The organism is Pseudomonas sp., assembly GCF_046581935.1.
Taxonomy (GTDB): domain Bacteria; phylum Pseudomonadota; class Gammaproteobacteria; order Pseudomonadales; family Pseudomonadaceae; genus Aquipseudomonas.
On sequence record NZ_JAYGFK010000001.1, the window covers coordinates 170,168 to 191,119 of the forward strand.

Annotated in this window: 16 protein-coding genes; 10 read left to right on the top strand and 6 right to left on the bottom strand. The window is 57.5% G+C overall.

Going from position 1 to position 20,952, the window contains the following annotated elements; all coding sequences use genetic code 11:
• Nucleotides 1–20: 20 nt before the first annotated feature.
• Complete coding sequence (locus tag VCA57_RS00795) at nucleotides 21–446, bottom strand: DUF2147 domain-containing protein (protein WP_411183051.1); 426 nt, start codon at nucleotides 444–446, stop codon at nucleotides 21–23.
• Between the two features lie 161 nt (nucleotides 447–607).
• On the opposite strand from VCA57_RS00795, the gene VCA57_RS00800 reads away from it, so the two are divergent.
• From VCA57_RS00800 to VCA57_RS00815, 4 genes are all read left to right on the top strand, one after another.
• Nucleotides 608–1,282 (top strand): TetR/AcrR family transcriptional regulator, encoded by a 675-nt coding sequence (locus tag VCA57_RS00800; protein WP_411183052.1) that lies wholly within the window; start codon nucleotides 608–610, stop codon nucleotides 1,280–1,282.
• A 135-nt stretch (nucleotides 1,283–1,417) separates the two neighbouring features.
• Nucleotides 1,418–2,638 carry an amino acid deaminase/aldolase gene (locus VCA57_RS00805; RefSeq protein ID WP_411183053.1) on the top strand — a complete coding sequence of 407 codons (1,221 nt, stop codon included), beginning with the start codon at nucleotides 1,418–1,420 and terminating at the stop codon, nucleotides 2,636–2,638.
• Nucleotides 2,639–2,693: 55 nt separating this feature from the next.
• Nucleotides 2,694–4,130, top strand: coding sequence for a coniferyl aldehyde dehydrogenase (locus VCA57_RS00810; protein ID WP_411183054.1), 1,437 nt, complete (start codon nucleotides 2,694–2,696; stop codon nucleotides 4,128–4,130).
• A 21-nt stretch (nucleotides 4,131–4,151) separates the two neighbouring features.
• Nucleotides 4,152–5,165 carry an AraC family transcriptional regulator gene (locus VCA57_RS00815; RefSeq protein ID WP_411183055.1) on the top strand — a complete coding sequence of 338 codons (1,014 nt, stop codon included), beginning with the start codon at nucleotides 4,152–4,154 and terminating at the stop codon, nucleotides 5,163–5,165.
• 9 nt (nucleotides 5,166–5,174) lie between these two features.
• On the opposite strand, the gene VCA57_RS00820 is transcribed toward VCA57_RS00815, so the two are convergent.
• Nucleotides 5,175–6,710, bottom strand: coding sequence for an aldehyde dehydrogenase family protein (locus VCA57_RS00820; RefSeq protein WP_411183056.1), 1,536 nt, complete (start codon nucleotides 6,708–6,710; stop codon nucleotides 5,175–5,177).
• A gap of 444 nt (nucleotides 6,711–7,154) precedes the next feature.
• On the opposite strand from VCA57_RS00820, the gene mexE reads away from it, so the two are divergent.
• From mexE to VCA57_RS00835, 3 genes are read left to right on the top strand one after another with little or no spacing between them, the layout of a single operon-like run.
• The gene (gene mexE, locus VCA57_RS00825; RefSeq protein ID WP_411183057.1) at nucleotides 7,155–8,396 is read left to right on the top strand and encodes a multidrug efflux RND transporter periplasmic adaptor subunit MexE; all 1,242 of its coding nucleotides are present in this window, start codon (nucleotides 7,155–7,157) and stop codon (nucleotides 8,394–8,396) included.
• Nucleotides 8,397–8,409: 13 nt separating this feature from the next.
• Nucleotides 8,410–11,589, top strand: a complete 3,180-nt coding sequence (locus VCA57_RS00830) for an efflux RND transporter permease subunit (RefSeq protein WP_411183058.1) — start codon at nucleotides 8,410–8,412, stop codon at nucleotides 11,587–11,589.
• Nucleotides 11,586–12,989 (top strand): efflux transporter outer membrane subunit, encoded by a 1,404-nt coding sequence (locus VCA57_RS00835; protein WP_411183059.1) that lies wholly within the window; start codon nucleotides 11,586–11,588, stop codon nucleotides 12,987–12,989. The genes VCA57_RS00830 and VCA57_RS00835 overlap by 4 nt, the downstream gene beginning before the upstream one ends.
• Before the next feature lie 192 nt (nucleotides 12,990–13,181).
• On the opposite strand, the gene VCA57_RS00840 is transcribed toward VCA57_RS00835, so the two are convergent.
• Both VCA57_RS00840 and katG read right to left on the bottom strand, forming a co-directional pair.
• On the bottom strand, nucleotides 13,182–13,652 hold the full coding sequence (locus tag VCA57_RS00840) for an ATP-dependent zinc protease (RefSeq protein WP_411183194.1): 471 nt from the start codon (nucleotides 13,650–13,652) through the stop codon (nucleotides 13,182–13,184).
• 225 nt (nucleotides 13,653–13,877) lie between these two features.
• Entirely contained in the window at nucleotides 13,878–16,088 is a 2,211-nt protein-coding gene (gene katG, locus VCA57_RS00845) for a catalase/peroxidase HPI (RefSeq protein WP_411183060.1), read from the bottom strand.
• A 384-nt stretch (nucleotides 16,089–16,472) separates the two neighbouring features.
• Here katG and VCA57_RS00850 point away from each other — a divergent pair, with 384 nt between their 5' ends.
• The 3 genes from VCA57_RS00850 (at nucleotide 16,473) to VCA57_RS00860 (ending at nucleotide 19,458) form a co-directional block, all read left to right on the top strand.
• Nucleotides 16,473–16,973 (top strand): disulfide bond formation protein B, encoded by a 501-nt coding sequence (locus VCA57_RS00850; protein WP_411183061.1) that lies wholly within the window; start codon nucleotides 16,473–16,475, stop codon nucleotides 16,971–16,973.
• A 282-nt stretch (nucleotides 16,974–17,255) separates the two neighbouring features.
• Nucleotides 17,256–18,260: a TRAP transporter substrate-binding protein gene (locus tag VCA57_RS00855; RefSeq protein WP_411183062.1), complete on the top strand. Its 1,005-nt coding sequence runs from the start codon at nucleotides 17,256–17,258 to the stop codon at nucleotides 18,258–18,260.
• A 190-nt stretch (nucleotides 18,261–18,450) separates the two neighbouring features.
• Nucleotides 18,451–19,458, top strand: a complete 1,008-nt coding sequence (locus VCA57_RS00860; RefSeq protein ID WP_411183063.1) for a DctP family TRAP transporter solute-binding subunit — start codon at nucleotides 18,451–18,453, stop codon at nucleotides 19,456–19,458.
• A gap of 14 nt (nucleotides 19,459–19,472) precedes the next feature.
• On the opposite strand, the gene VCA57_RS00865 is transcribed toward VCA57_RS00860, so the two are convergent.
• A complete protein-coding gene (locus VCA57_RS00865; protein ID WP_411183064.1) occupies nucleotides 19,473–20,705 on the bottom strand; it encodes a CynX/NimT family MFS transporter in 1,233 nt (410 codons plus the stop codon).
• Complete coding sequence (locus VCA57_RS00870) at nucleotides 20,698–20,865, bottom strand: hypothetical protein (protein WP_411183065.1); 168 nt, start codon at nucleotides 20,863–20,865, stop codon at nucleotides 20,698–20,700. Before VCA57_RS00870 ends, VCA57_RS00865 begins: the two co-directional genes overlap by 8 nt.
• Between the last annotated feature and the right edge of the window lie 87 nt (nucleotides 20,866–20,952).

The following is a 20,952-nucleotide window of genomic DNA, read 5'->3' on the forward strand; positions in this document are numbered from 1 at the left end:
TCCCACAAGAAAGGTCGGATTTACAGAGTGCAAACCGGTGTAGGAGGCAGTGAGGCAACGCGTTCGAATTGCTCTGTCTTGCCGAGGAGCTCGGTGCCGACAAAAGCCCGGACATTGAGGACGCCCTCTTTGACCCGAACGACGCCTTTGTATTTTTTATGATCGCGGGGATCAAAAACCCAACCATCGCGCCACGCTTTCTGGTCATAACGACCCAGTTGCATGATCTGTACGCCACAATCGCTGGTGATGGAGGCCACATCCTTGACCCAGACCACCGTTCCACACAGTGCGTCTGGCTTGTCGGCACAATCGCCGACCTTGACCACCGCATCCTTTTCCGACGTTAGCCAGAGGCCTTTGGCCTCCTGTGGCCCCGCCGCTGCATAACTGCTGGAGGAGCACACCAGTGCCAGTGAAAGGAAAAGCCATTGCCTCACATTCATAGTCATCACCTGTATTTTTTGTTTTAAGAGACCGTCACACTAGCGACGCATCAATATGATAGTCATCGCTACACGATAGTTATAACTATCATTAAAGCCCTCGGCAACATTTTTTTCTCACTTTGATAAGCTGACTCTTCAACCTCTTTTGCTAGGTACCTATGGCCAAGCCCAACACTGCCAACGCCCGCGCCGCTAACACCGGGAAAACCCAGGAACAAAAGAAACCGCCTGCACAGCAGCGCAGCACTGAGACCTACGAGCGGATTCTCGTTGCCACCGCGCAGACCCTGTGTGATGTGGGTATCGAGCGCCTGTCCACCAATCTGGTTTGCGAATGTGCAGGGCTGACGCCGCCGGCGCTGTATCGCTACTTTCCGAACAAGTACGCACTGTTGACGGTATTGGGCGAGCGTCTACTGGAAAAGCAGAACGGCCTGATCGACCACTGGATCACGCCGCAACTACTGTCCGGACCGCCCGATGCTCTGGAGTCGGCGCTCGCCGAACTGATCCTGGAAACCTATCGGGTCACCGATGCAACCCTGGGCGGCATGTGGATACTCAAAGGGCTGCGCGCGGTACCAGCGCTGGAGCACGTGAGGATCGACTCGCACCGGAAAGTATCCGGCGCACAGGCAAGTATCCTTGCGACAGTGTTCCCACAGGCGGACCCGCAACAGCTCGCCACAGCTGCCAGGGTGGCGGTGGAAATGATCCACACGACTATCGAACTGTTGTTTGATGAGTCCCTGGACCCCAAGAGCGTCTGTGCCATGGTCGCATCGATGATTGTCAGCCATTTGGATCGGCTAGCCCCTGTTCCAAGCGCGTGAAGTGGGCACGAACATGGCCGGTGCGGACCCGTTGGCAGGCCGGATCGCACCTTCAATGGTAGCCACGTGCCCATTACCCTCTCAGCAGCGAGACCACAGGTCATCTCATTTACTGCTGAACTCATTGGGTCCCTCATGCCACGTGTCGAAACACCTCAGTCACCACCCGTTCGCGATTACGCCTATTACCATCAGGTGCTGGCCGGGGTGCCGCTACCCGCCGCATTCATCGACCTGGATGCACTGACCGACAACCTTCAGCGCCTGGGCAAACGCGCCGGGCATCTGCCTGTACGGCTGGTGACCAAATCCATACGCTCGGTGGAGATGATCCGCACGATCATGGCCGCAGGTCCGTTTATACAAGGCCTGCTGTGCTACTCCGCTGCCGAAGCCGCCTGGCTGGCTGGCTTGGGGTTTGACGATATCGTCGTGGCTTACCCGACGGTCGATGAGCACAGCCTGGCAAAAGTTGCCTGCCAATTGCGCCGTGGGCGTTCGATTACCTTGATGGTCGACAACCTGGCTCAGGTCCAGGCGATCAACAAAATCGCCGTGGCCGAAGGTGTCGTCATGCCGTTGGCAATCGATCTGGATATGTCATCGGATTTTCCCGGGCTGTACTTTGGCGTGCACCGTTCACCAATCAATGACGTGGCGAGCGCACTCGGACTGGCTACCGATATCGCCGCCCATAAGGGCGTCACGCTGCAAGGCCTGATGGGCTATGAAGGGCAAATTGCCGGACTGATGGATGCGGTGCCAGGCCAAGCCGTCAAGAATGGGATCATCCGTTTTCTCAAACGCCGCTCCATTGCCGAAGTTAATAAACGCCGTGAGCAGGTCGTGCAGGCATTGCGTAAAGCAGGCCACACCCTGCGCTTTGTGAATGGCGGTGGCACGGGCAGTTTTGAAAGCACTCGACTCGACCCTTCAGTTACCGAGTTGGCGGCTGGCTCCGGCCTGTACGCGCCGACCTTGTTCGACCATTACCAAGTCTTTGAACTGACGCCCGCCGCGGGCTTTGCCTTACCCGTGACGCGCACCCAGGCACCCGGTGTAATGGTCTGCTCAGGCGGTGGTTACATCGCCTCCGGGCCAGCGGGCAAGGACCGATTGCCCCGGCCCTGGCTACCCAGCGGCTGCCGCTTGATCGACAACGAAGCCGCCGGCGAAGTACAGACGCCATTGCGGCACACCCTAGACCAGGCGTTGAACATCGGCGACCCGGTGCTGTTTCGTCACGCCAAGGCGGGCGAACTGTGTGAGCGTTTCGATGAACTGCTGGTGATCAGCAACGGACGCGTGGTGGACCGCGTGCGGACTTACCGCGGCGATGGCAAAAATTTCTTCTGACGGCCCACGCGTTCTCACCGCCCCTCCTCCTGCACTTTGCCCAAGGATTACCGTTATGAATCAGCCCGTCAGCAGCATGCCCGCTTCGCTTGAGCCCGTACCGTTGCTCAATGAACTGTTCACCGCCCAACAAACCGCCGTGTATGCCCAGGGTGCCCCCACCTACGAGCAGCGCATCGCCGCCCTGGACGCCGTGTCGCGTCTGGTCAGCGATCACCATGAGCAACTGCTGGAAGCGGTGTGTGCGGATTTCGGTAACCGTTCATTCGCCGAGACTCAGCTCAGTGAACTGATGCCCATCGTCAACGGCATCAAGCATATCCGCTCACACCTCAAGGCGTGGATGCGCCCCAGCAAACGCAAAGTGAGCATGGCATTCAAGCCCGCCAGTGCGCGGGTGATTTATCAACCGCTAGGTGTAGTGGGCATTCTGGCCCCCTGGAACTACCCACTGATGCTGACCCTGGTGCCGTTAGTGGAAGCCCTAGCGGCGGGCAATCGGGTGATGATCAAACCGTCGGAGCTGACGCCGCGTACCGCCGAGTTGCTGCAAGAGCTACTCGCCCAAACCTTTCCCGCCGATCAGGTCACCGTGGTCATTGGCGACGCACAATTGGCCAGTCGCTTCAGCGAGCTGCCGTTTGATCACTTGTTGTTTACCGGTTCAACTCAGGTCGGGCGTCTGGTTATGGCGGCCGCAGCGCGCAACCTGACCCCGGTAACGCTGGAGTTGGGAGGCAAGTCGCCGGTTGTGCTCACGGAGGACTTTCCGCTGAAGAAGGCCGCGCGGATGATCGCCATCGGCAAGCTATTCAACGCCGGTCAAACCTGCGTCGCCCCCGACTACGTGCTGGTGCCGCGACAACTGGTCGAGCGCTTTGCCACCGAATGGATGGCCGTAGCCAAGCAGCTGTATCCCACTATTGAGGGCAACAAAGACTACACTTCGATCATCTCGCAGCGGCACTACGAACGCCTGTTGAACCTAGTGGATCAGGTCATCGTGGCCGGAGCCAAGGTGTGGCAGGACAAGGCGTTCGACCAGACCACCGAGCGCAAAATCCCGCCTACCCTGCTGACTGATGTGCCGCTAAGCACAGATATCATGCGCGAGGAAATTTTTGGCCCACTGTTGCCGGTAATCGCCTATGACTCTCTCGACGAGGCGCTCGCTTTTATCAATGCGCGACCCAAACCGTTGGCGCTGTACTGCTTCTCCAATGATCGAGCCAGCATCAACCAAGTGCTGCAGCAAACCCGTTCGGGTGGTGTGACGATCAATGGCACGATGCTGCATGCCACCCAGGACGACCTTCCCTTCGGCGGCGTCGGTGAAAGCGGCACAGGGGCCTACCACGGCTATGAAGGCTTTGTGCGCCTGTCCCATGCTCGTGGCGTTTTCAAGCTGAGTCCTTTCAATATGTCTGACAAAGTTTCAGCACCGTATGGGCGGTTGGCCCGCCTGGTGATCCGCCTGATGCTGGGTAAGTAGGCGCACAACGAGGAGTACAGCATGCGCAGCCCGATACGGCACACAGCCGATTTACCCGTCAACCTGTTACGCAGCCTGGCGGACCTCCTCGTGCAATTGGGCCTGGACCCAAGCCGGCTGTGCATGGGCTTGGGTTTCAACATCGCAGACCTGGCCAACCCACAAAGCCGCGTATCGATTCGTCAAGCATGCCTGATGATCAAACGCGCCCTGGAAATGACCAAGGGCCGCGACCGAGGATTGGGGTTGGACATGAGCACGACAGAGTCCATCACCTCCATGGGCCTGGTGGGTTACGCCATGATAACCAGCGCCACCCTAGGCAGTGCGATAGCGCTGGGCGTCGAGATGCAGAAGCAGACCGGCGCATTGTTGAGCTTCGAGCACCTTGAATCGCCAGGACACATCACGCTCCAAGCCTCCTGCCCATTTCATGAGCCCGACATTCTGATCTTTCTCGTTGAAGAAGCCTTCGGCGTGCTTCTGAATATCGCGCGCACTCTGGCCGGCCCGGCGTTCAGCCCATCTTCGATTGAGCTGAGTTACCCAAGGCCAACCTACGCCGATCACTATGAGCATTTGTTCAGATACCCAGTGCACTTTGATCGCAAGCACAATCTATTTGTCTGCGCCAACCACTGGGCCAACACCCCTATCGGCACCCACGATGCGCTGAGCAATCGACAAGTCGTCGAGTTACTGGAGATGAGTTCTGATCGAGGCGGCGAAGTTGAGTTTATCGAGTCCGTCGAGCGCATTCTGGGGCGTGATCTGCGCACCCCTGTCAGCCTGTCAGCGGTTGCCTCGCAACTGTGCATGAGCGAGCGGACCCTGCGCCGTCGACTCGCACAGAACGACATGTCCTTTCAGGCGATCTTGGATAACCTGCGTAAACAGCGAGCCTTAGCGCTGCTGGGCAATGTGCGTATGACCCTGGATGAAGTCGCCTGCGAGGTTGGTTTCAGCGACGCGCAGAATTTCCGCAAGGCGTTCAAGCGTTGGACAGGGCACGGCCCACGACAAACACGAGCCTGAACACTGCAATCAATCACGCGGCTTTTGGCTGAAGGCTTCAAGCCTGAGGCCATGCCAGGCGATTGCCAGCAGGCGCAAACGACGCGGCCCATACAGCGCCTGAATGAAACGCTCGAACAGTTTGAATTTGCGCGGTGTGTAGGGGTACCAATTGGCTTCGATCTTGGTGCCGGACTTGTCGATCAGTATGGCTTTACTGCGAGTGAAGCCAAGCAACCCTTCCGGCCCACGCAGCTTGCCGAAGCCGCTTTTCTTCGCCCCACCGAACGGCAAGCCCGGATTGCCTTCGCTCATGTTGACGTTATTGATCGAAACACCGCCGACCTCAAGCGCAGCGGCCACGCGCAGCGCGCGCTGCGCATCAGCGCTGAACACACTGGCACACAGGCCGTAGTGGGTGTCGTTGGCCAACTCAATGGCCTGTGATTCGCTGGTAAAGGCCATCACCGGCAATACCGGCCCGAACGTTTCCTCGGTCCAAACCCGCATATCCGCCGTGACACGGTCGAGAATTATGGGCTGTACAGTTAGGGAATTCGCCTCAGGGATGGCGCCGAATCGCAGGCGGGCACCGCGCTTCAGGGCATCTTGCACATGCTCAATGACCTTGTCGCGCTGAAAACCGACGGTCATGCGCCCAACATCGGCGTCGCCGTTATCGCCAACACGTACGACGAGCTTTTCCGCCGCCTGAACCAAGCTGTCAACGAAACGATCAATCACGCTGTGCTCTACCAACAGCCGCTCTACGCCGCTACAGGATTGCCCGGCATTCGTGAAGCCACCCCACAACGCACCCGCCACCGACCGCGCAATTGGCGCGTCGGCAAACACAATCATCGGATCTTTACCGCCAAGCTCCAGCTCTACGGGGATCAACTCGCGACTGGCCTGAGCCATGATTTTGCTGCCGGTTGGGCCACTGCCGGTAAAGAAAATCTTCGCCGGCTGTTGCTCGATCAGCGCCGAGCCCAGGCTACCGTTGCCGTAAACCACCTGGACCAGAGCCTGGAGTATGGGAGAACACGCCAGGACGTGTTCGATCAGCCCCTTGCAAGGTGAGTGCTCGGAGGGTTTGTAGACCACCGCATTGCCCGCTGCAATCGCTGCTGCAATACCGGTGATAGCGTTATGGAAGGGATAATTCCAGGGGCAGATGATCAGCACTACACCCAAGGGTTCATGCAGCAGCAACGACTGCTTGCCCAGCAAGGTAATCGGGGTTTTGATCTTTTCAGGCTTCAGCAGCCGTTCGGCATTATTCTCCAGCCAGTTGAGCCAATCGAGAGTGCCGAGGATTTCCGCGATCAGTGCATCTGTTCGACATTTGCCAACCTCTTGCATGACCCGTTCGATGATCATTGAGCGATTGGCCAGAATGGTTTGTTTGAGTTTGGACAACTCGGCTAGGCGCGCCGGGATCGACAGCTGTGAATGAGCACGCAATGCCATGCGGGCGTTTTCAAATGCGACCTGCGAAATCTCAGCCTCACACAGCTGCACGTTGTCATGTCGGCGGGGTTTGAATTCATTGTGGGTGTTCACTCAACGCTCCTCGGGATCATCGACCAGCCTCCACAATAATTGGCTGCTGGCTCCTGAGGCAGGGTTGATACGGACGAAAAACGGTTAAAAACGGTTAAAAACGGCTACATGCCATCGCCGTATTGAGCGTCAGTTGAAGAAAGCCGCTTTAGGATTTCAACCGTTTGATAAATACCAACGCGTATTTTAGGGATGGCCCATAAGGCAAAAACTCCCTGTGTCAGAATCCGTAGTTCAAGACGCAAGGCTCGATGATGATCTAGACGCCTCACCTGAATCCGCACGCGCTCTAGCCTGAACTGCGTCGCTCGCATAGCCCAATATTGATACAAACTTACTAACCATCATTCTGAGTGATACATATCTTCGAGTCGTTCGATTCGTTGTCATCCCCCCACCGCCGCAGACTCCGCCCATTCATAACACCCTCTGGCGGAAGTACACATGGAACAGTCGAATAAGAACCTCTGGCATTTTCCCCTCGCCCTTGCCGCATTGTTGGTATTGAGCGCCTGCGGTAAAGCGCCTGAAAGTGCACAACAAATGCCTGCAGCAAAAGTCAGTGTGGCAGAAGTGATCGAACAGCCGATCAATGAGTGGGACGAGTTCACTGGCCGATTGGAAGCGCCTGAGTCGGTAGATATTCGTCCACGTGTGTCGGGTTTCGTTGACCGCGTAGCCTTCAATGAAGGCAGCCTGGTGAAGAAAGGCGACCTGCTGTTCCAGATCGACCCGCGTCCGTTCCAAGCCGAAGTCAAACGTCTGGAAGCCCAACTGCAACAAGCCCGCGCCAGTTTTGCCCGCTCGCAAAGTGAAGCCAGCCGAGGTGAGCGTTTGCGCCAGAGCAACGCCATTTCTGCCGAGCTTGCTGATGCCCGTACAAGCGCTGCGGCAGAAGCCAAGGCTGCTGTAGCCGGCATCCAGGCAGAACTGGATAACGCCCGCCTCAACCTCAGTTTTACCCGCGTTACCGCGCCGATTGATGGGCGCGTTAGCCGCGCGGAAATCACCGAAGGCAACCTGGTGAATGCCGGAGAAAGTCACCTCACCACGCTGGTCAGCACCGATAAGGTCTATGCCTATTTCGATGCGGATGAGCGCGTGTTCCTCAAGTATGTCGAGTTGGCGCGTCAGGCAGGCAGCCAGACCCGCGATGCCAGCCCTGTGTACCTGGGCCTGTCCAGCGAAGAAGGCCACCCACACCTTGGGCAGCTGGATTTTCTCGACAACCAGGTTAACCCGCAGACCGGCACCATCCGTGGCCGCGCAGTATTTGATAACACTGATGGACGCTTCACACCTGGGCTTTATGCACGTCTCAAGTTGGTCGGCAGTGGCCAGTACGACGCAGCGCTGATCAAGGATGAAGCAGTCGGTACGGATCTCGGTAAGAAGTTCGTGCTGGTACTCGATAAGGACAACGCCGTGCAGTACCGCGCCATTGAGTTGGGGCCGAAGCTAGCAGGTCTGCGCATCGTGCGCAGCGGTCTAGCCAAGGGCGAGAAGATCGTCGTCAACGGTCTACAACGCGCCTTCCCCGGTTCCACCGTCGACCCGCAAAGCGTGCCCATGGCCGATGAGCAGGCTAAAGCGCAACTGGCCGAACAACGCCAGGCGATCGAGCGCCAGAACAACCGTCGTATCGCGGTGAAAAACAGCACCGCCAGCAACGCGCCACGCGGCTAATAGGTAAACGACGATGAATTTCTCGCAATTCTTTATTCAGCGGCCTATTTTTGCGGCTGTGCTGTCACTGTTGATTCTGATTGGCGGAGCGATCTCGCTGTTTCAGTTGCCCATCAGTGAGTACCCGGAAGTGGTGCCGCCAACCGTAGTCGTGCGTGCCAACTTCCCCGGTGCCAACCCTAAGGTAATCGGTGAAACCGTTGCCTCGCCGCTGGAGCAAGCCATTACCGGCGTTGAGGGCATGCTGTATATGTCCTCGCAGGGTACGGCCGACGGCAAGATGACCCTGACCCTGACCTTCGCCCTTGGCACCGACCTAGACAAAGCTCAGGTACAGGTGCAAAACCGCGTAACCCGCACCATGCCGACCCTGCCTACTGAAGTGCAGCGTCTTGGTGTGACCGTCGATAAAGCCTCGCCCGACCTGACCATGGTCGTGCACTTGACCTCGCCGGACGACCGTTACGACATGCTGTATCTGTCTAACTACGCCGCGCTGAACGTTAAAGATGAGCTGGCGCGCCTCGATGGTGTCGGTGATGTACAGCTGTTTGGCCTTGGCAACTACTCGCTGCGTGTGTGGCTGGACCCAAACAAAGTGGCTTCGCGCAACCTGACTGCTTCTGACGTGGTCAATGCCATCCGTGAGCAAAACCGCCAGGTCGCTGCCGGTTCGCTCGGTGCGCCGCCCTCAGATGCAGGAAACAGCTTCCAACTCTCGATCAACACTCAAGGCCGCCTGGTCACTGAGGAAGAGTTCGAAGACATCATCATTCGCGCCGGTGAAAACGGCGAAATCACTCGCCTGAAAGACATCGCGCGGATCGAACTGGGTTCTAGCCAATACGCCCTGCGTTCCTTGCTGAACAATAAACCTGCCGTGGCAATTCCGGTATTCCAGCGCCCTGGTTCCAACGCCATCGCCATCTCGGATGCCGTGCGGGCACGGATGGCCGAACTGAAGAAGAGTTTTCCGCAAGGCGTGGACTACGAAATCGTCTACGACCCGACCATCTTCGTGCGTGGCTCCATCGAGGCGGTTGTTCATACCCTGCTCGAAGCCATCATCCTCGTGGTGTTGGTGGTGATTCTGTTTCTGCAAACCTGGCGCGCTTCGATCATTCCGCTGGCCGCTGTACCGGTTTCGCTGATCGGCACCTTCGCCGTGATGCATATGTTCGGCTTCTCGCTCAACGCGCTGTCGTTGTTCGGTTTGGTGCTGGCCATCGGCATTGTGGTGGACGACGCCATCGTCGTGGTGGAGAACGTCGAACGCAATATCGGCTTGGGCAAAACCCCGGTAGAAGCCACCAAGCAGGCGATGAAAGAAGTCACCGGACCGATTGTCGCCACGGCATTGGTGCTATGTGCGGTGTTTATCCCCACGGCCTTTATCTCCGGGCTGAGCGGACAGTTCTATCAACAGTTTGCGCTGACCATTGCCATCTCCACGGTGATCTCTGCGTTCAACTCGCTGACCCTGTCCCCTGCCCTTGCCGCCGTGTTGCTGAAAAGTCATGACGCGCCGAAGGACCGTTTCTCCGTGGTGCTCGACAAGCTGTTTGGCGGCTGGTTGTTCAAACCGTTCAACCGCGTGTTCGACCGCGCCAGCCATGGTTATGTCGGCACAGTGAAGCGCGTGCTGCGCGGCAGTGGCATTGCGCTGGTGCTTTATGCCGGTTTGATGGGCCTGACGTACCTGGGTTTTGCCACGACGCCGAGTGGCTTCGTACCGCCGCAGGATAAACAGTACCTGGTGGCCTTTGCGCAACTGCCCGACGCCGCGACCCTGGACCGCACTGAAGCGGTGATCAAGAACATGTCGGACATCGCCGGCAAACATCCGGGCGTGGAAAACACCATTGCCTTCCCTGGTTTGTCGATCAATGGCTTCACCAACAGCCCGAACAGCGGCATTGTTTTCGTCGCGCTGAAAGACTTTGATCAACGCAAAGGCGAGAACATGTCCGCCGGAGCCATTGCCGCCGAGCTTAACGGCCAGTTCGCCGGTATTCAGGAAGCCTATCTGGCGATCTTCCCGCCACCACCGGTACAAGGCCTGGGCACCATCGGCGGCTTCCGCCTGCAGGTGCAGGACCGTGGCAACCTAGGCTATGACGAGCTGTATCTGCAAACCCAAAACGTCATCGCCAAAGCTCGGCAACTGCCTGAGTTGAACCCGATGTCGGTGTTTACCAGCTACCAAGTCAATGTGCCGCAGATCGATGCATCCATCGACCGTGAAAAAGCCAAAACCCACGGCGTGGCGATCAGCGACATCTTCGACACCATGCAGATCTACCTGGGCTCGCTGTACGCCAACGACTTCAACCGTTTTGGCCGTACCTATCAGGTCAACGTGCAGGCTGAGCAACAGTTCCGCCTGGAGCCGGAGCAAATCGGCCAGCTCAAAGTGCGCAATAACCGTGGCGAGATGGTTCCGCTGTCGGCGTTCCTCAAGGTCAGTACCAGCTCAGGTCCGGATCGAGTGATGCATTACAACGGCTTCCTTACCGCTGAAATCAACGGTGCCGCCGCCCCTGGCTACAGTTCCGGCCAGGCTGAGGCAGCGATGGCCAAGTTGCTCAAAGAAGAGCTGCCTAACGGCATGAGCTTCGAGTGGACCGACCTGACCTACCAACAGATTCTGGCTGGTAATAGCGCGATCTTCGTCTTCCCGCTTTGTGTGCTGCTGGCCTTCCTGGTGTTGGCTGCCCAGTACGAAAGCTGGAGCCTGCCTCTGGCGGTGATCCTGATCGTACCGATGACCCTGCTGTCGGCTATCACCGGGGTGATTCTGGCCGGTGGCGACAACAACATCTTTACCCAGATCGGCCTGATCGTACTGGTGGGGCTGGCCTGTAAGAACGCCATCCTGATCGTCGAGTTTGCCAAGGAAAAACAGGAAGAAGGCATGGACCGCGTTAGCGCGGTACTGGAAGCCTGCCGCCTGCGTCTGCGGCCGATTCTGATGACCAGCTTTGCCTTCATCATGGGCGTTGTGCCGTTGGTGCTGTCCTCGGGTGCCGGTGCGGAAATGCGTCATGCCATGGGCGTTGCAGTATTTAGCGGCATGCTTGGGGTGACCTTCTTCGGCCTGCTGCTGACTCCGCTGTTCTACGTGTTGATTCGTGGTTTTGTCGAGAAACGTGAGGCGCGTAAAGCAGCCCGTTTGCAGGAGGTGAACGCATGAAAAACCTCAACGCCAAACCTCTAGCTATAAGCCTGCTGGCTCTCGCACTGACAGCCTGCGCCGTTGGCCCGGATTACCAAACGCCGCAGACTGCAGCAGCAAAACTGAGCAGTGCGCAAAGCAGTAACTACGACCGCTCGCGTTTCGAAACCAGCTGGTGGCAGCAGTTTGATGACCCTACGCTCAACCAGTTGGTAGAAACATCCTTGCAGGAAAACCGCCAACTGCGCGTGGCCTTTGCCCGCCTACGTGCAGCTCAGGCCATTCGTGATGACTTAGGCAACGACCAGTTGCCGACCATCACCAGCCGCGCCAGCGGTGAGTTCGGCAAAGCCCAGCAACCCGGCGTAACCGAACAGCGCGTGCGCAGCGAGCGCTATGACCTGGGGCTGGACATGCTCTGGGAGCTGGACCTGTTTGGCCGCATTCAGCGCCAACTGGAAGCCAGCGACGCCGAACTGGATGTTGCCGAAGCGGATTACCAGCAACTGCAGGTCAGCCTGATCGCCGAGCTGGTGGATGCCTACGGCAGCCTGCGCGGCGCGCAACTGCGTGAAAGCATCGCTCGCGACAACCTGCAAAACCAGCAGAAGTCCCGCGCCATCACCGAGCAATTGCGTGAGGCCGGCATCGGCAGCCAGCTTGATGTACTGCGCAGCGATGCCCGCCTGGCCGGCACCGAAGCCAGCCTGCCGCAGCTGCAAGCTGAACAACAGCGGGCGAAAAACCGCATCGCCACCCTCCTCGGCCAGCGCCCAGAGCAATTAAGCGTGGATCTGTCGCCCCAAGCGCTGCCTGCCATTGCCAAAGCCCTGCCTATTGGCGACCCCGGCGAATTACTGCGCCGCCGCCCGGATATCCGCGCGGCTGAACGGCAACTGGCCGCCGCCACCGCCAATATCGGTGTGGCCACGGCGGACTTGTTCCCACGGGTGAGCCTGTCCGGCTTCCTTGGTTTCACCGCCGGGCGTGGCTCGCAGTTGGGTTCATCAGCCGCGCAGGCTTGGGGCATTGCCCCGACCATCAGCTGGGCAGCGTTTGACCTGGGCAGCGTGCGGGCACGTATGCGCGGGGCCGAAGCCGAAGCCGATGGCGCGCTGGCCAACTATGAACAGCAGGTGCTGCTGGCCCTAGAAGAGTCGGCCAACGCCTTTAGCGACTACGGCAAACGTCAACAGCGCTTACTCGCCCTGCTGCGTCAATCCGAAGCCAGCCGCGCCGCTGCCGAACAGGCAGGTGTGCGCTACCGCGAAGGTGAAGTGGACTTCCTCGTACTGCTCGACGCCGAACGCGAACGCCTAAGCGCCGAAGACGCCCAGGCCCAGGCGGAAGTCGAGCTGTATCGCGGCATCGTCGCCATTTACAAAGCACTAGGTGGCGGGTGGCAACCCAACGTCTAGCCGCTTTACCAGTGCTCCTTTGGTTGGCCCAGCCAGCCCTTCCCACCCCACTGCAGTTGCTCTTTGCCGTGGGGATTTTTTATGTACTGGGATAAATTCTGCTCAAGAACAGGCGCATGAAAATACAAGGGCGAAGCTGAATTGACGTGTTCAGCATTTGAACTCTCCGCCGGCTCTGTGTGGCCCATGCCACTAACTCGCCTGCGTACAACTCGGCTGCCCAGCCGAATAGCGCACGCCAGGGCTGACGGCGGCGTTGAATTCTTTTAGGGCTGTTGAGCCTATCAACAGGGGGAATTCAAAGGCGCTGCGGTCGGTCAGGTTGACCTCAATGTTCTTCAGCTCATCACCTACGCAAATATCCATCTCAATAACCGGGCGCTCGGTGTAGAGCTGCTTGTCGCCTGGTTTGCGGTCACCGGCGCGGCGTTTGATATAGCTCATGCGAGTGATTGGTTTCTCGATGACTTGAGCTTGTTCTGGGTCTTTCATGCCCAGCTGAAAGCGCACCCATTCGCCGCCGTCACGCTTAAACACCTGAATATTCTTGGCGCTGAGTGAGGCGGTTTCTGCGCCGGTGTCGAATTTGGCCGGCAGTTTAAGGGCCAGCTCTTGTAGACCAACATGTTCATGCAGGCCATAGATCTGCGGCTGATTGGCCATCGCGCCGGTAGTGAACACAGACGCGCAAAGTGCGAACGCTGCGCTGAGCTTTTTGTGCGCTACGAGGCCGGGGTTTGCCATAACGAGACTCCATTACCTGTAAAAGTGCAGTCACAATAAAGCTGTTGGCTGAACTGAAGCTGAATCAGGCACTTGCATAAACAACTTCGCCCCGACACGAGGACCGTGACGGGGCGAAGTTGTGTGTACGGCGTTGCTTTTAGATCACTTGAGGTCGAAGCGATCCAGGGTCATCACTTTGCTCCAGGCTGCGACGAAGTCATGCACGAACTTCGCTTGCGCATCGTTGGTGGCATATACCTCAGCCTGAGCGCGCAGTTGAGAGTTGGAACCGAACACCAGATCCACCTGAGTGCCTGTCCACTTCAGATCGCCGGTTTTGCGGTCACGGCCTTCCAGCACACCTGGGGTGGTGGACTTCTGCCATTTGGTGCTCATGTCGAGCAGGTTGACGAAGAAGTCCGTGCTCAGGGTTTCCGCACGCTTGCTGAACACGCCATGCTGGGCTTGGCCGACGTTGGCATTCAGGGCACGCAGGCCTCCGACCAGTACGGTCATTTCCGGCGAGGTCAGTTCTAGCAGTTGTGCTTTATCCACCAGCAACTCAGCAGCAACATGCTCGTACCCCTTACGGGTGTAGTTGCGGAAACCATCAGCGTTTGGCTCCAGTGCGGCGAAGGATTCAACATCCGTTTGCGCCTGCGTAGCATCGGTACGACCTGCGGCGAATGGCACCACAACGTCAACACCGGCCTTCTTCGCCGCAGCTTCGACGGCGGCAGCACCGGCAAGAACAATCAGGTCGGCCAGGGAGACTTTTTTGCCGCCAGTAGCGGTGGCATTGAAGTTCTGCTGGATGGCTTCCAGTGCGGCAAGCACTTTGGCCAGTTCAGCCGGCTGGTTAACCTCCCAATCCTTCTGCGGAGCAAGACGAATGCGTGCGCCATTGGCACCACCGCGCTTGTCGCTGCCACGGAAGGTGGATGCCGAAGCCCAGGCGGTGTTAACCAGTTGCGCAATCGACAGGCCGCTGGCCAGCACGTTGGCTTTGAGGGCTGCGATGTCCTGCGCATCAACCAAGGCGTGGTCGACCGCCGGAACTGGGTCTTGCCAGATCAGCTCTTCCTGCGGCACCAACGGGCCAAGGTAACGAACACGCGGGCCCATGTCGCGGTGGGTCAGTTTGAACCAGGCGCGGGCGAAGGCATCGGCGAACGCTTGCGGGTTCTGGTGGTAGTGACGCGAAATCTTCTCGTAAACCGGGTCCATACGCAGCGACATATCAGCGGTAGTCATCATTGGCGGATGTTTTTTCACCGGGTCGTGGGCGTCAGGAATCAGGTGCTCCGGCTTGCAGTTTATCGGCGTCCACTGATGGGCACCGGCCGGGCTCTTGGTCAGCTCCCACTCGTAGCCGAACAGCATGTCGAAGTAACCGTTATCCCAGGTGGTGGGGTTAGGTTTCCAGGCTCCCTCAATACCGCTGGTGGTGGCATGAACACCTACGCCACTGCCGAGCTTATTGATCCAGCCCAGGCCTTGTTCTTCGATGCCGGCGGCTTCTGGTTCCGCGCCAACCAAGGTCGGATCGCCCGCGCCGTGAGCTTTACCGAAGGTGTGACCGCCAGCTACCAGCGCTACGGTTTCTTCATCATTCATGGCCATGCGGGCGAAGGTTTCGCGCACATCGCGGCCCGAACCCAGCGGGTCAGGATTGCCGTCCGGACCTTCCGGGTTAACGTAGATCAGGCCCATTTGCACGGCGGCCAACGGGTTTTCCAAGTCACGGTCGCCGCTGTAACGGCTGTGCGGTTTGTCGCTGGTGGCCAGCCACTCGGTTTCCGACCCCCAGTAGGTATCCTCTTCCGGCTCCCAGATATCCGGGCGGCCGCCGGCAAAGCCGAAGGTTTTGAACCCCATGGATTCCAAGGCGGTATTGCCGGCCAGCACGAACAGGTCAGCCCAGGACAGTTTGCGTCCGTATTTCTGTTTGATTGGCCACAGCAGACGGCGCGCCTTGTCCAAGTTGCCGTTATCCGGCCAGCTGTTGAGCGGGGCAAAACGCTGATTGCCACTACCTGCACCGCCACGGCCATCGTGGATGCGGTAAGTGCCGGCAGCGTGCCAGGCCATACGGATCATCAGGCCACCATAGTGACCCCAGTCAGCTGGCCACCAGTCTTGCGAGTCGGTCATCAGAGCGGTGAGGTCCTTGATCACGGCTTGCAGATCAAGGCTCTTGAATTCGTCGGCATAATTAAAGTCAGCCCCCATCGGGTCGGACTTGGAAGAGTGCTGATGGAGAATTTTCAGGTTGAGCTGGTTTGGCCACCAGTCTGCATTCTTTGGCGCGCCACCAGTCACAGTGTTTTTTCCAGCGCCGCCCGAGAATGGGCACTTAGCTTCGTTTGACATGAATTTCTCCTGCTGTTTCACCTAACGGGGTGGGCTTAGCTTGGTAGCTGAGCGGCGAACGGGCCAATAGGTTTTCGGTATGACCTTTATAGTAGTCAGGGTATATGACTGCATAACATTAGCGCCCGGCGTGCGCGTCTTCTTGAACGCCTGTGCGCAATCGGCGTATGTAATTAAGCAGTGCCTGGCTCGATGCTCATCAACCAACATTTTGCGGCTGGAAAATGCTTCTTCGCATCATTATGGGCTTGTTTGCCTATTCGCTGGCGATCATCCTTGCGCTACTGACCTTATCTGTATCAAGAGCACCGCAACTTAAACATAGGCCATGCGTCTGAGACGTCAGCGCGCTATTCGCCACAGCCAATCCAGTCGGAGATTCAGATGTCCCGCCCCACCGCACTCAAAACCCTGCTCACGCTGATTGCCCTCGCCTGCTTCGCCATGCTTGGCGGGGCGCTGCTTTTGCAGCACCAACTGGGTTGGGAGCCCTGCACCTTGTGCATCCAGATCCGTTTATGGCTCCTGTGCGGCGGTGTAATCAGTCTGTTGATTTTGACGCTGGAGGCCCTCGGCTTGCGTTGGCTGGGCCTGCCATTTTGGCTGTTGCTGCTGGCTGCTGCGGGCATGGCGGTGTATGACAACACGCATCTGGTACTAATCGAGACCGGTGTACTGGAAAGTTCCAGTTGTTCGCCCTTCCCCTTCTATAGCGCTTACCTACCGCTGCATGAATGGTTGCCCAGCGTGTTTATGAGCGGTGGGGTATGTGGGCAGAACAGCTACACCATTCTGGGGATGTCGTTCACTCACTGGACGCTGCTGAGCGTTGTACTTCTGCTAGTACTGAGTTTGTTTACTGGCTGGCGAGCTATTCGCCGCTAATCATTCGTGGGGGTCTTCCTGCGGGAAGGCACTTTTCAGTAAGCGGTTTCTTGCTTGTCTTGGCATTATTTTGGCGGCTTTCCGCCAGGTCATGTGCGCCCGCTCACATGACTTTTCTGAGTCCTCAAGCGCTACAGCGCAGCTGCCACTCTGGCATAGGCATTGCGATATATGCAGCGCATTGCGAACAGCCATGCAGTGGCAACCTGTTCCTGCTTGACTGTTGCAATGTCATCTGGCGTGTTGTCACCACCTCACATAAGAAGAATAGGTATACCGCTTATGCTCAAGTCGATTTGCGCCCTCGCTGTAGGCAGCCTGCTACTCGCTTCCACTTCTTTGCATGCGGCATCTGACAGTGGGCCGATTGTCATCAAATTTTCCCACGTGGTTGCAGACAACACCCCAAAAGGCCAAGGTGCACTGCTATTCAAGACGCTCGCTGAAGAGCGCCTGGGAGATAAGGTTAAAGTCGAGATATACCCCAACTCCACGCTATACGGGGATGCCAACGAGCTCGATGCCCTGAGCAAAAATGAGGTGCAATTACTAGCACCGTCGCTGGCCAAGTTCGAGCAATACACCAAACAATTGCAGGTATTTGACCTGCCCTTTCTGTTTGATGATTTAGAAGCCGTTAACCGTTTTCAGAAACGTTCTAAAGGTCGCCAGCTACTGCGTTCGATGGAGAGCCAGAACATTGTCGGGCTGGCTTACTGGCACAACGGTATGAAGCAGTTATCAGCAACCAAGCCGCTGTTGGTGCCCACGGATGCTGCTGGCCTAACGTTCCGTATTCAGCCATCCAGCGTGCTGCAAGCGCAGTTTAGTCAGCTGGGTGCAACGCCTCTGGTTCTGCCATTTGCCGAAGTCTTCGAGGCCTTGAAAAGCGGCAAGGTGCAGGGGGCGGAAAACCCTTGGTCGAATATTTACAGCAAGCAATTGCATACCGTACAGCCGTATATCACCGAGACCAACCACGGTGTGCTCGACTACATGCTGGTGAGTAACCCACGCTTCTGGTACGCCATTCCGCATCAGATTCGTACCCAGCTCGAAGGCATCATCGATGAGGTGACCTACGAGGTTAACCGCCAGGCCGAAGCCGCGAACCAAGCAGACCGCAATCGCATAGCGGCTACCAGCGGTACGCAGATCATCAGCCTCACTGATGAACAACGTGATGCCTGGCGACAGGCCATGAGGCCGGTATGGCAGCAATTCGAAGGGGTGATCGGCGCAGACATCATCAAAGCGGCGCAAACAGTTAACCGCAATAAGCGTTAAGACGTGAGGCGTAGCACTCCACCTTCGCCATAACTGAAGTAACCTCCACGCCGCTCTAGTTTGAGCCATCTACAAGCCCCCTGGTTGCTCACCAGAGGGGCTGGCGAAAAGCCGCTACGCTTGAAAATGCGTACAGCGCCTAAATTCCCTGATCAATCAGAACTGCCCTGCCTCAACCAAGGACGCCTCAATGTTCAAGTCGATTGCTGTTATAGCTGTTGGCACCCTGCTGTTCGGTGCACTCAACCTCTGCACCGCCCAAGAACAGGAGCCCATCCTTATTAAGTTCTCTCATGTAGCCGATGAGAAGACCCCTAAAGGCCAGGGAGCTTTGCTGTTCAAGCAATTGGTCGATCAGCGTCTGGCAGGTAAGGTTCGTGTCGAGGTTTATCCGGCTTCCAGCCTATTTGGCGACGACAATGAGCTGCAGGCGCTAGCTGACGACAAGGTGCAATTACTGGCACCGTCACTGGCCAAGTTCGAGAAATACACCAAACAGTTGCAGGTGTTCGACCTGCCTTTCTTATTCGATGATCTTGAAGCAGTCAATCGCTTCCAGAAGCGCGCCAAAGGCCGCCAGCTGCTGCGTTCAATGGAAGCTAGCAACATTATTGGCCTGGCTTATTGGCATAACGGCATGAAGCAGCTCTCAGCCACCAAAGCGCTGCAAGTACCGACAGACGCTGCAGGTTTGAAATTTCGAATTCAGCCGTCCAGCGTACTGGAAGCGCAGTTCTATCAGGTCGGCGCAACACCCGTGGCCATGCCTTTTGCAGAAGCCTTTGACGCCTTGAAAAGCGGCAAAGTGCAAGGTGCCGAGAACCCTTGGTCGAACATCTACAGCAAGCAGCTGTATACCGTGCAGCCGTTTATTACAGAGACGAACCACGGCGTACTCGATTACATGTTGGTGAGTAACCAGCGTTTCTGGTTTTCCATCCCGCACGCCATCCGCAGTGAGCTGGAAGGCATCATTGATGAAGTGAGTTTCGAAGTTAACCGCCAATCCGAAGAAGCCAACCTGGCCGACCGGCAGCGTGTGCAGGCGTCTGGCCGCAGCCAGATCATCAGCCTGAGCGATGAGCAACGCGCGGCCTGGCGTGCTGCTATGCAACCGGTTTGGCAACAGTTTGAGGCCGATATTGGTGCTGAAACAGTCAAAGCGGCGCAAACGGTTAATCGTAAATCGCGCAACTAAACGTCCCCCGCCGCTTACCCGCAAGCGACAATGCTGGGTGGCTGTTGAGCATTGGTGGAAATGCGCCAGTAACTGGCGGGGCTAAAACGCTGCGTTAGCGCCAGCATCAAGGTGATGCTGGCCATCATCAACAACCACGTTGTGGAAAAACCGCCGGTCATTTCGCGCAGCAAACCACCGGCGGCTGGAGCAAGCGCATTGATTAGGAAACCAAATCCCTGCACAAAAGCAGCTAGCTGACCCGCCGCACTAGGCTCCTGCAAATGGTCCAGGGTGAGAATCAAGCTCAACGCAAAACACGCACCTAGCCCGAAACCGATCAGCGCCACCCACAGTAGTGCAGCCTGTTGTGGGGCGAGCAATAGCCCGGTAAAACCCAACAATTGCGTCATCAGGCTGAAGCTCAGCAAACCACGGCGCTCACGCATACGTTGGGCAAGCGCTGGCATGCCCAGCGCAGCCAACACCTGAAACACCGTCATCCAGGCCAGTAACGCGCCACTGTTCTGGCTGCTCCAGCCCAAGTGCTGGTAGTAGGCCGGCAACCAGGCCACAACAGCCATATAACCGCAGTTGCTGAAGCCAAAATACAACGCCAGCGTCCAGGCGCGTTTATTGCGGATAAACCGACTCAGTCGTTGCTCGACAGATAGGCTTTGTGCGGCGCGCCAGGGTGTTTGCAGCCATAGCAGCAAGGCGAGCAACGCGGGTAAAGCCCATAGAGCCAGCCCGGCATGCCAATGGCCGAAGCTATTCGCTAGACGCGGACTAAACCAGGCGGCGAGGCCACCGCCGCTCATCAATGCCGCCGAATAGATGCCCATCACCAGAGCTACGCGGCCGACAAAGCGACGCTTGATCAACCCAGGGACTAGCACCTGAATCAGCGCAATCCCCAAACCACCCAACAAGGCCGAGCACACCAGCAGCCCGCTGTGATCGATTAATCCACGAGCCGCACAAGCCAGCAAAATACACAGCAAACCGAGGGCAATGCCCCTGCCCTCACCTAAACGGACCTCGACCTGGGCACTTAGCAGCGCCACCAAGCCCATGCACACCACCGGCAAGGTGGTAAGCAGGCCGGCCATCTGAAAACCCATACCAACACTGCTGCGAATGTCATTCAGCAGCGGGCTGATAGACGTCAGGCTCGGTCGCAGATTAAGCGCCAGAACAACCAAAACCCCGACCCAGGCGCACGTACGCAGACCAGGGCCGGCATGGCGTAACGACTGCTTAAGCATGCTGGGCATACCAGCATTGATACGCAGGGGTTATGGCGCTGTGGGCGGCATGTTCAATGCGCAGACCCTGCTGCGCCAAGGAATCAAATCTAGCGGTCATCTGGTTACTGACTTCAGCCAGGCGGATGGCCTGCTCAAGAAAATCGCGATCACAACCCATGCATGCACTCATCATTTAGCTAATCAATAACGCGCTGATTATCCCGCTGCCACAAAGTATGCTGAAATTAAATATAAGCATGCTTAC

Bases quoted from the DNA above. Each gene is read 5' to 3' on its own strand.
- mexE (WP_411183057.1), top strand. From the start codon at position 7,155: ATGGAACAGTCGAATAAGAACCTCTGGCATTTTCCCCTCGCCCTTGCC.
- VCA57_RS00815 (WP_411183055.1), top strand. From the start codon at position 4,152: ATGCGCAGCCCGATACGGCACACAGCCGATTTACCCGTCAACCTGTTA.
- VCA57_RS00830 (WP_411183058.1), top strand. From the start codon at position 8,410: ATGAATTTCTCGCAATTCTTTATTCAGCGGCCTATTTTTGCGGCTGTG.
- VCA57_RS00870 (WP_411183065.1), bottom strand. From the start codon at position 20,865: ATGGGTTGTGATCGCGATTTTCTTGAGCAGGCCATCCGCCTGGCTGAA.
- VCA57_RS00865 (WP_411183064.1), bottom strand. From the start codon at position 20,705: ATGCTTAAGCAGTCGTTACGCCATGCCGGCCCTGGTCTGCGTACGTGC.
- VCA57_RS00800 (WP_411183052.1), top strand. From the start codon at position 608: ATGGCCAAGCCCAACACTGCCAACGCCCGCGCCGCTAACACCGGGAAA.
- VCA57_RS00805 (WP_411183053.1), top strand. From the start codon at position 1,418: ATGCCACGTGTCGAAACACCTCAGTCACCACCCGTTCGCGATTACGCC.
- VCA57_RS00860 (WP_411183063.1), top strand. From the start codon at position 18,451: ATGTTCAAGTCGATTGCTGTTATAGCTGTTGGCACCCTGCTGTTCGGT.
- VCA57_RS00810 (WP_411183054.1), top strand. From the start codon at position 2,694: ATGAATCAGCCCGTCAGCAGCATGCCCGCTTCGCTTGAGCCCGTACCG.
- VCA57_RS00850 (WP_411183061.1), top strand. From the start codon at position 16,473: ATGTCCCGCCCCACCGCACTCAAAACCCTGCTCACGCTGATTGCCCTC.
- katG (WP_411183060.1), bottom strand. From the start codon at position 16,088: ATGTCAAACGAAGCTAAGTGCCCATTCTCGGGCGGCGCTGGAAAAAAC.
- VCA57_RS00855 (WP_411183062.1), top strand. From the start codon at position 17,256: ATGCTCAAGTCGATTTGCGCCCTCGCTGTAGGCAGCCTGCTACTCGCT.
- VCA57_RS00835 (WP_411183059.1), top strand. From the start codon at position 11,586: ATGAAAAACCTCAACGCCAAACCTCTAGCTATAAGCCTGCTGGCTCTC.
- VCA57_RS00795 (WP_411183051.1), bottom strand. From the start codon at position 446: ATGAATGTGAGGCAATGGCTTTTCCTTTCACTGGCACTGGTGTGCTCC.
- VCA57_RS00840 (WP_411183194.1), bottom strand. From the start codon at position 13,652: ATGGCCAATCAGCCGCAGATCTATGGCCTGCATGAACATGTTGGTCTA.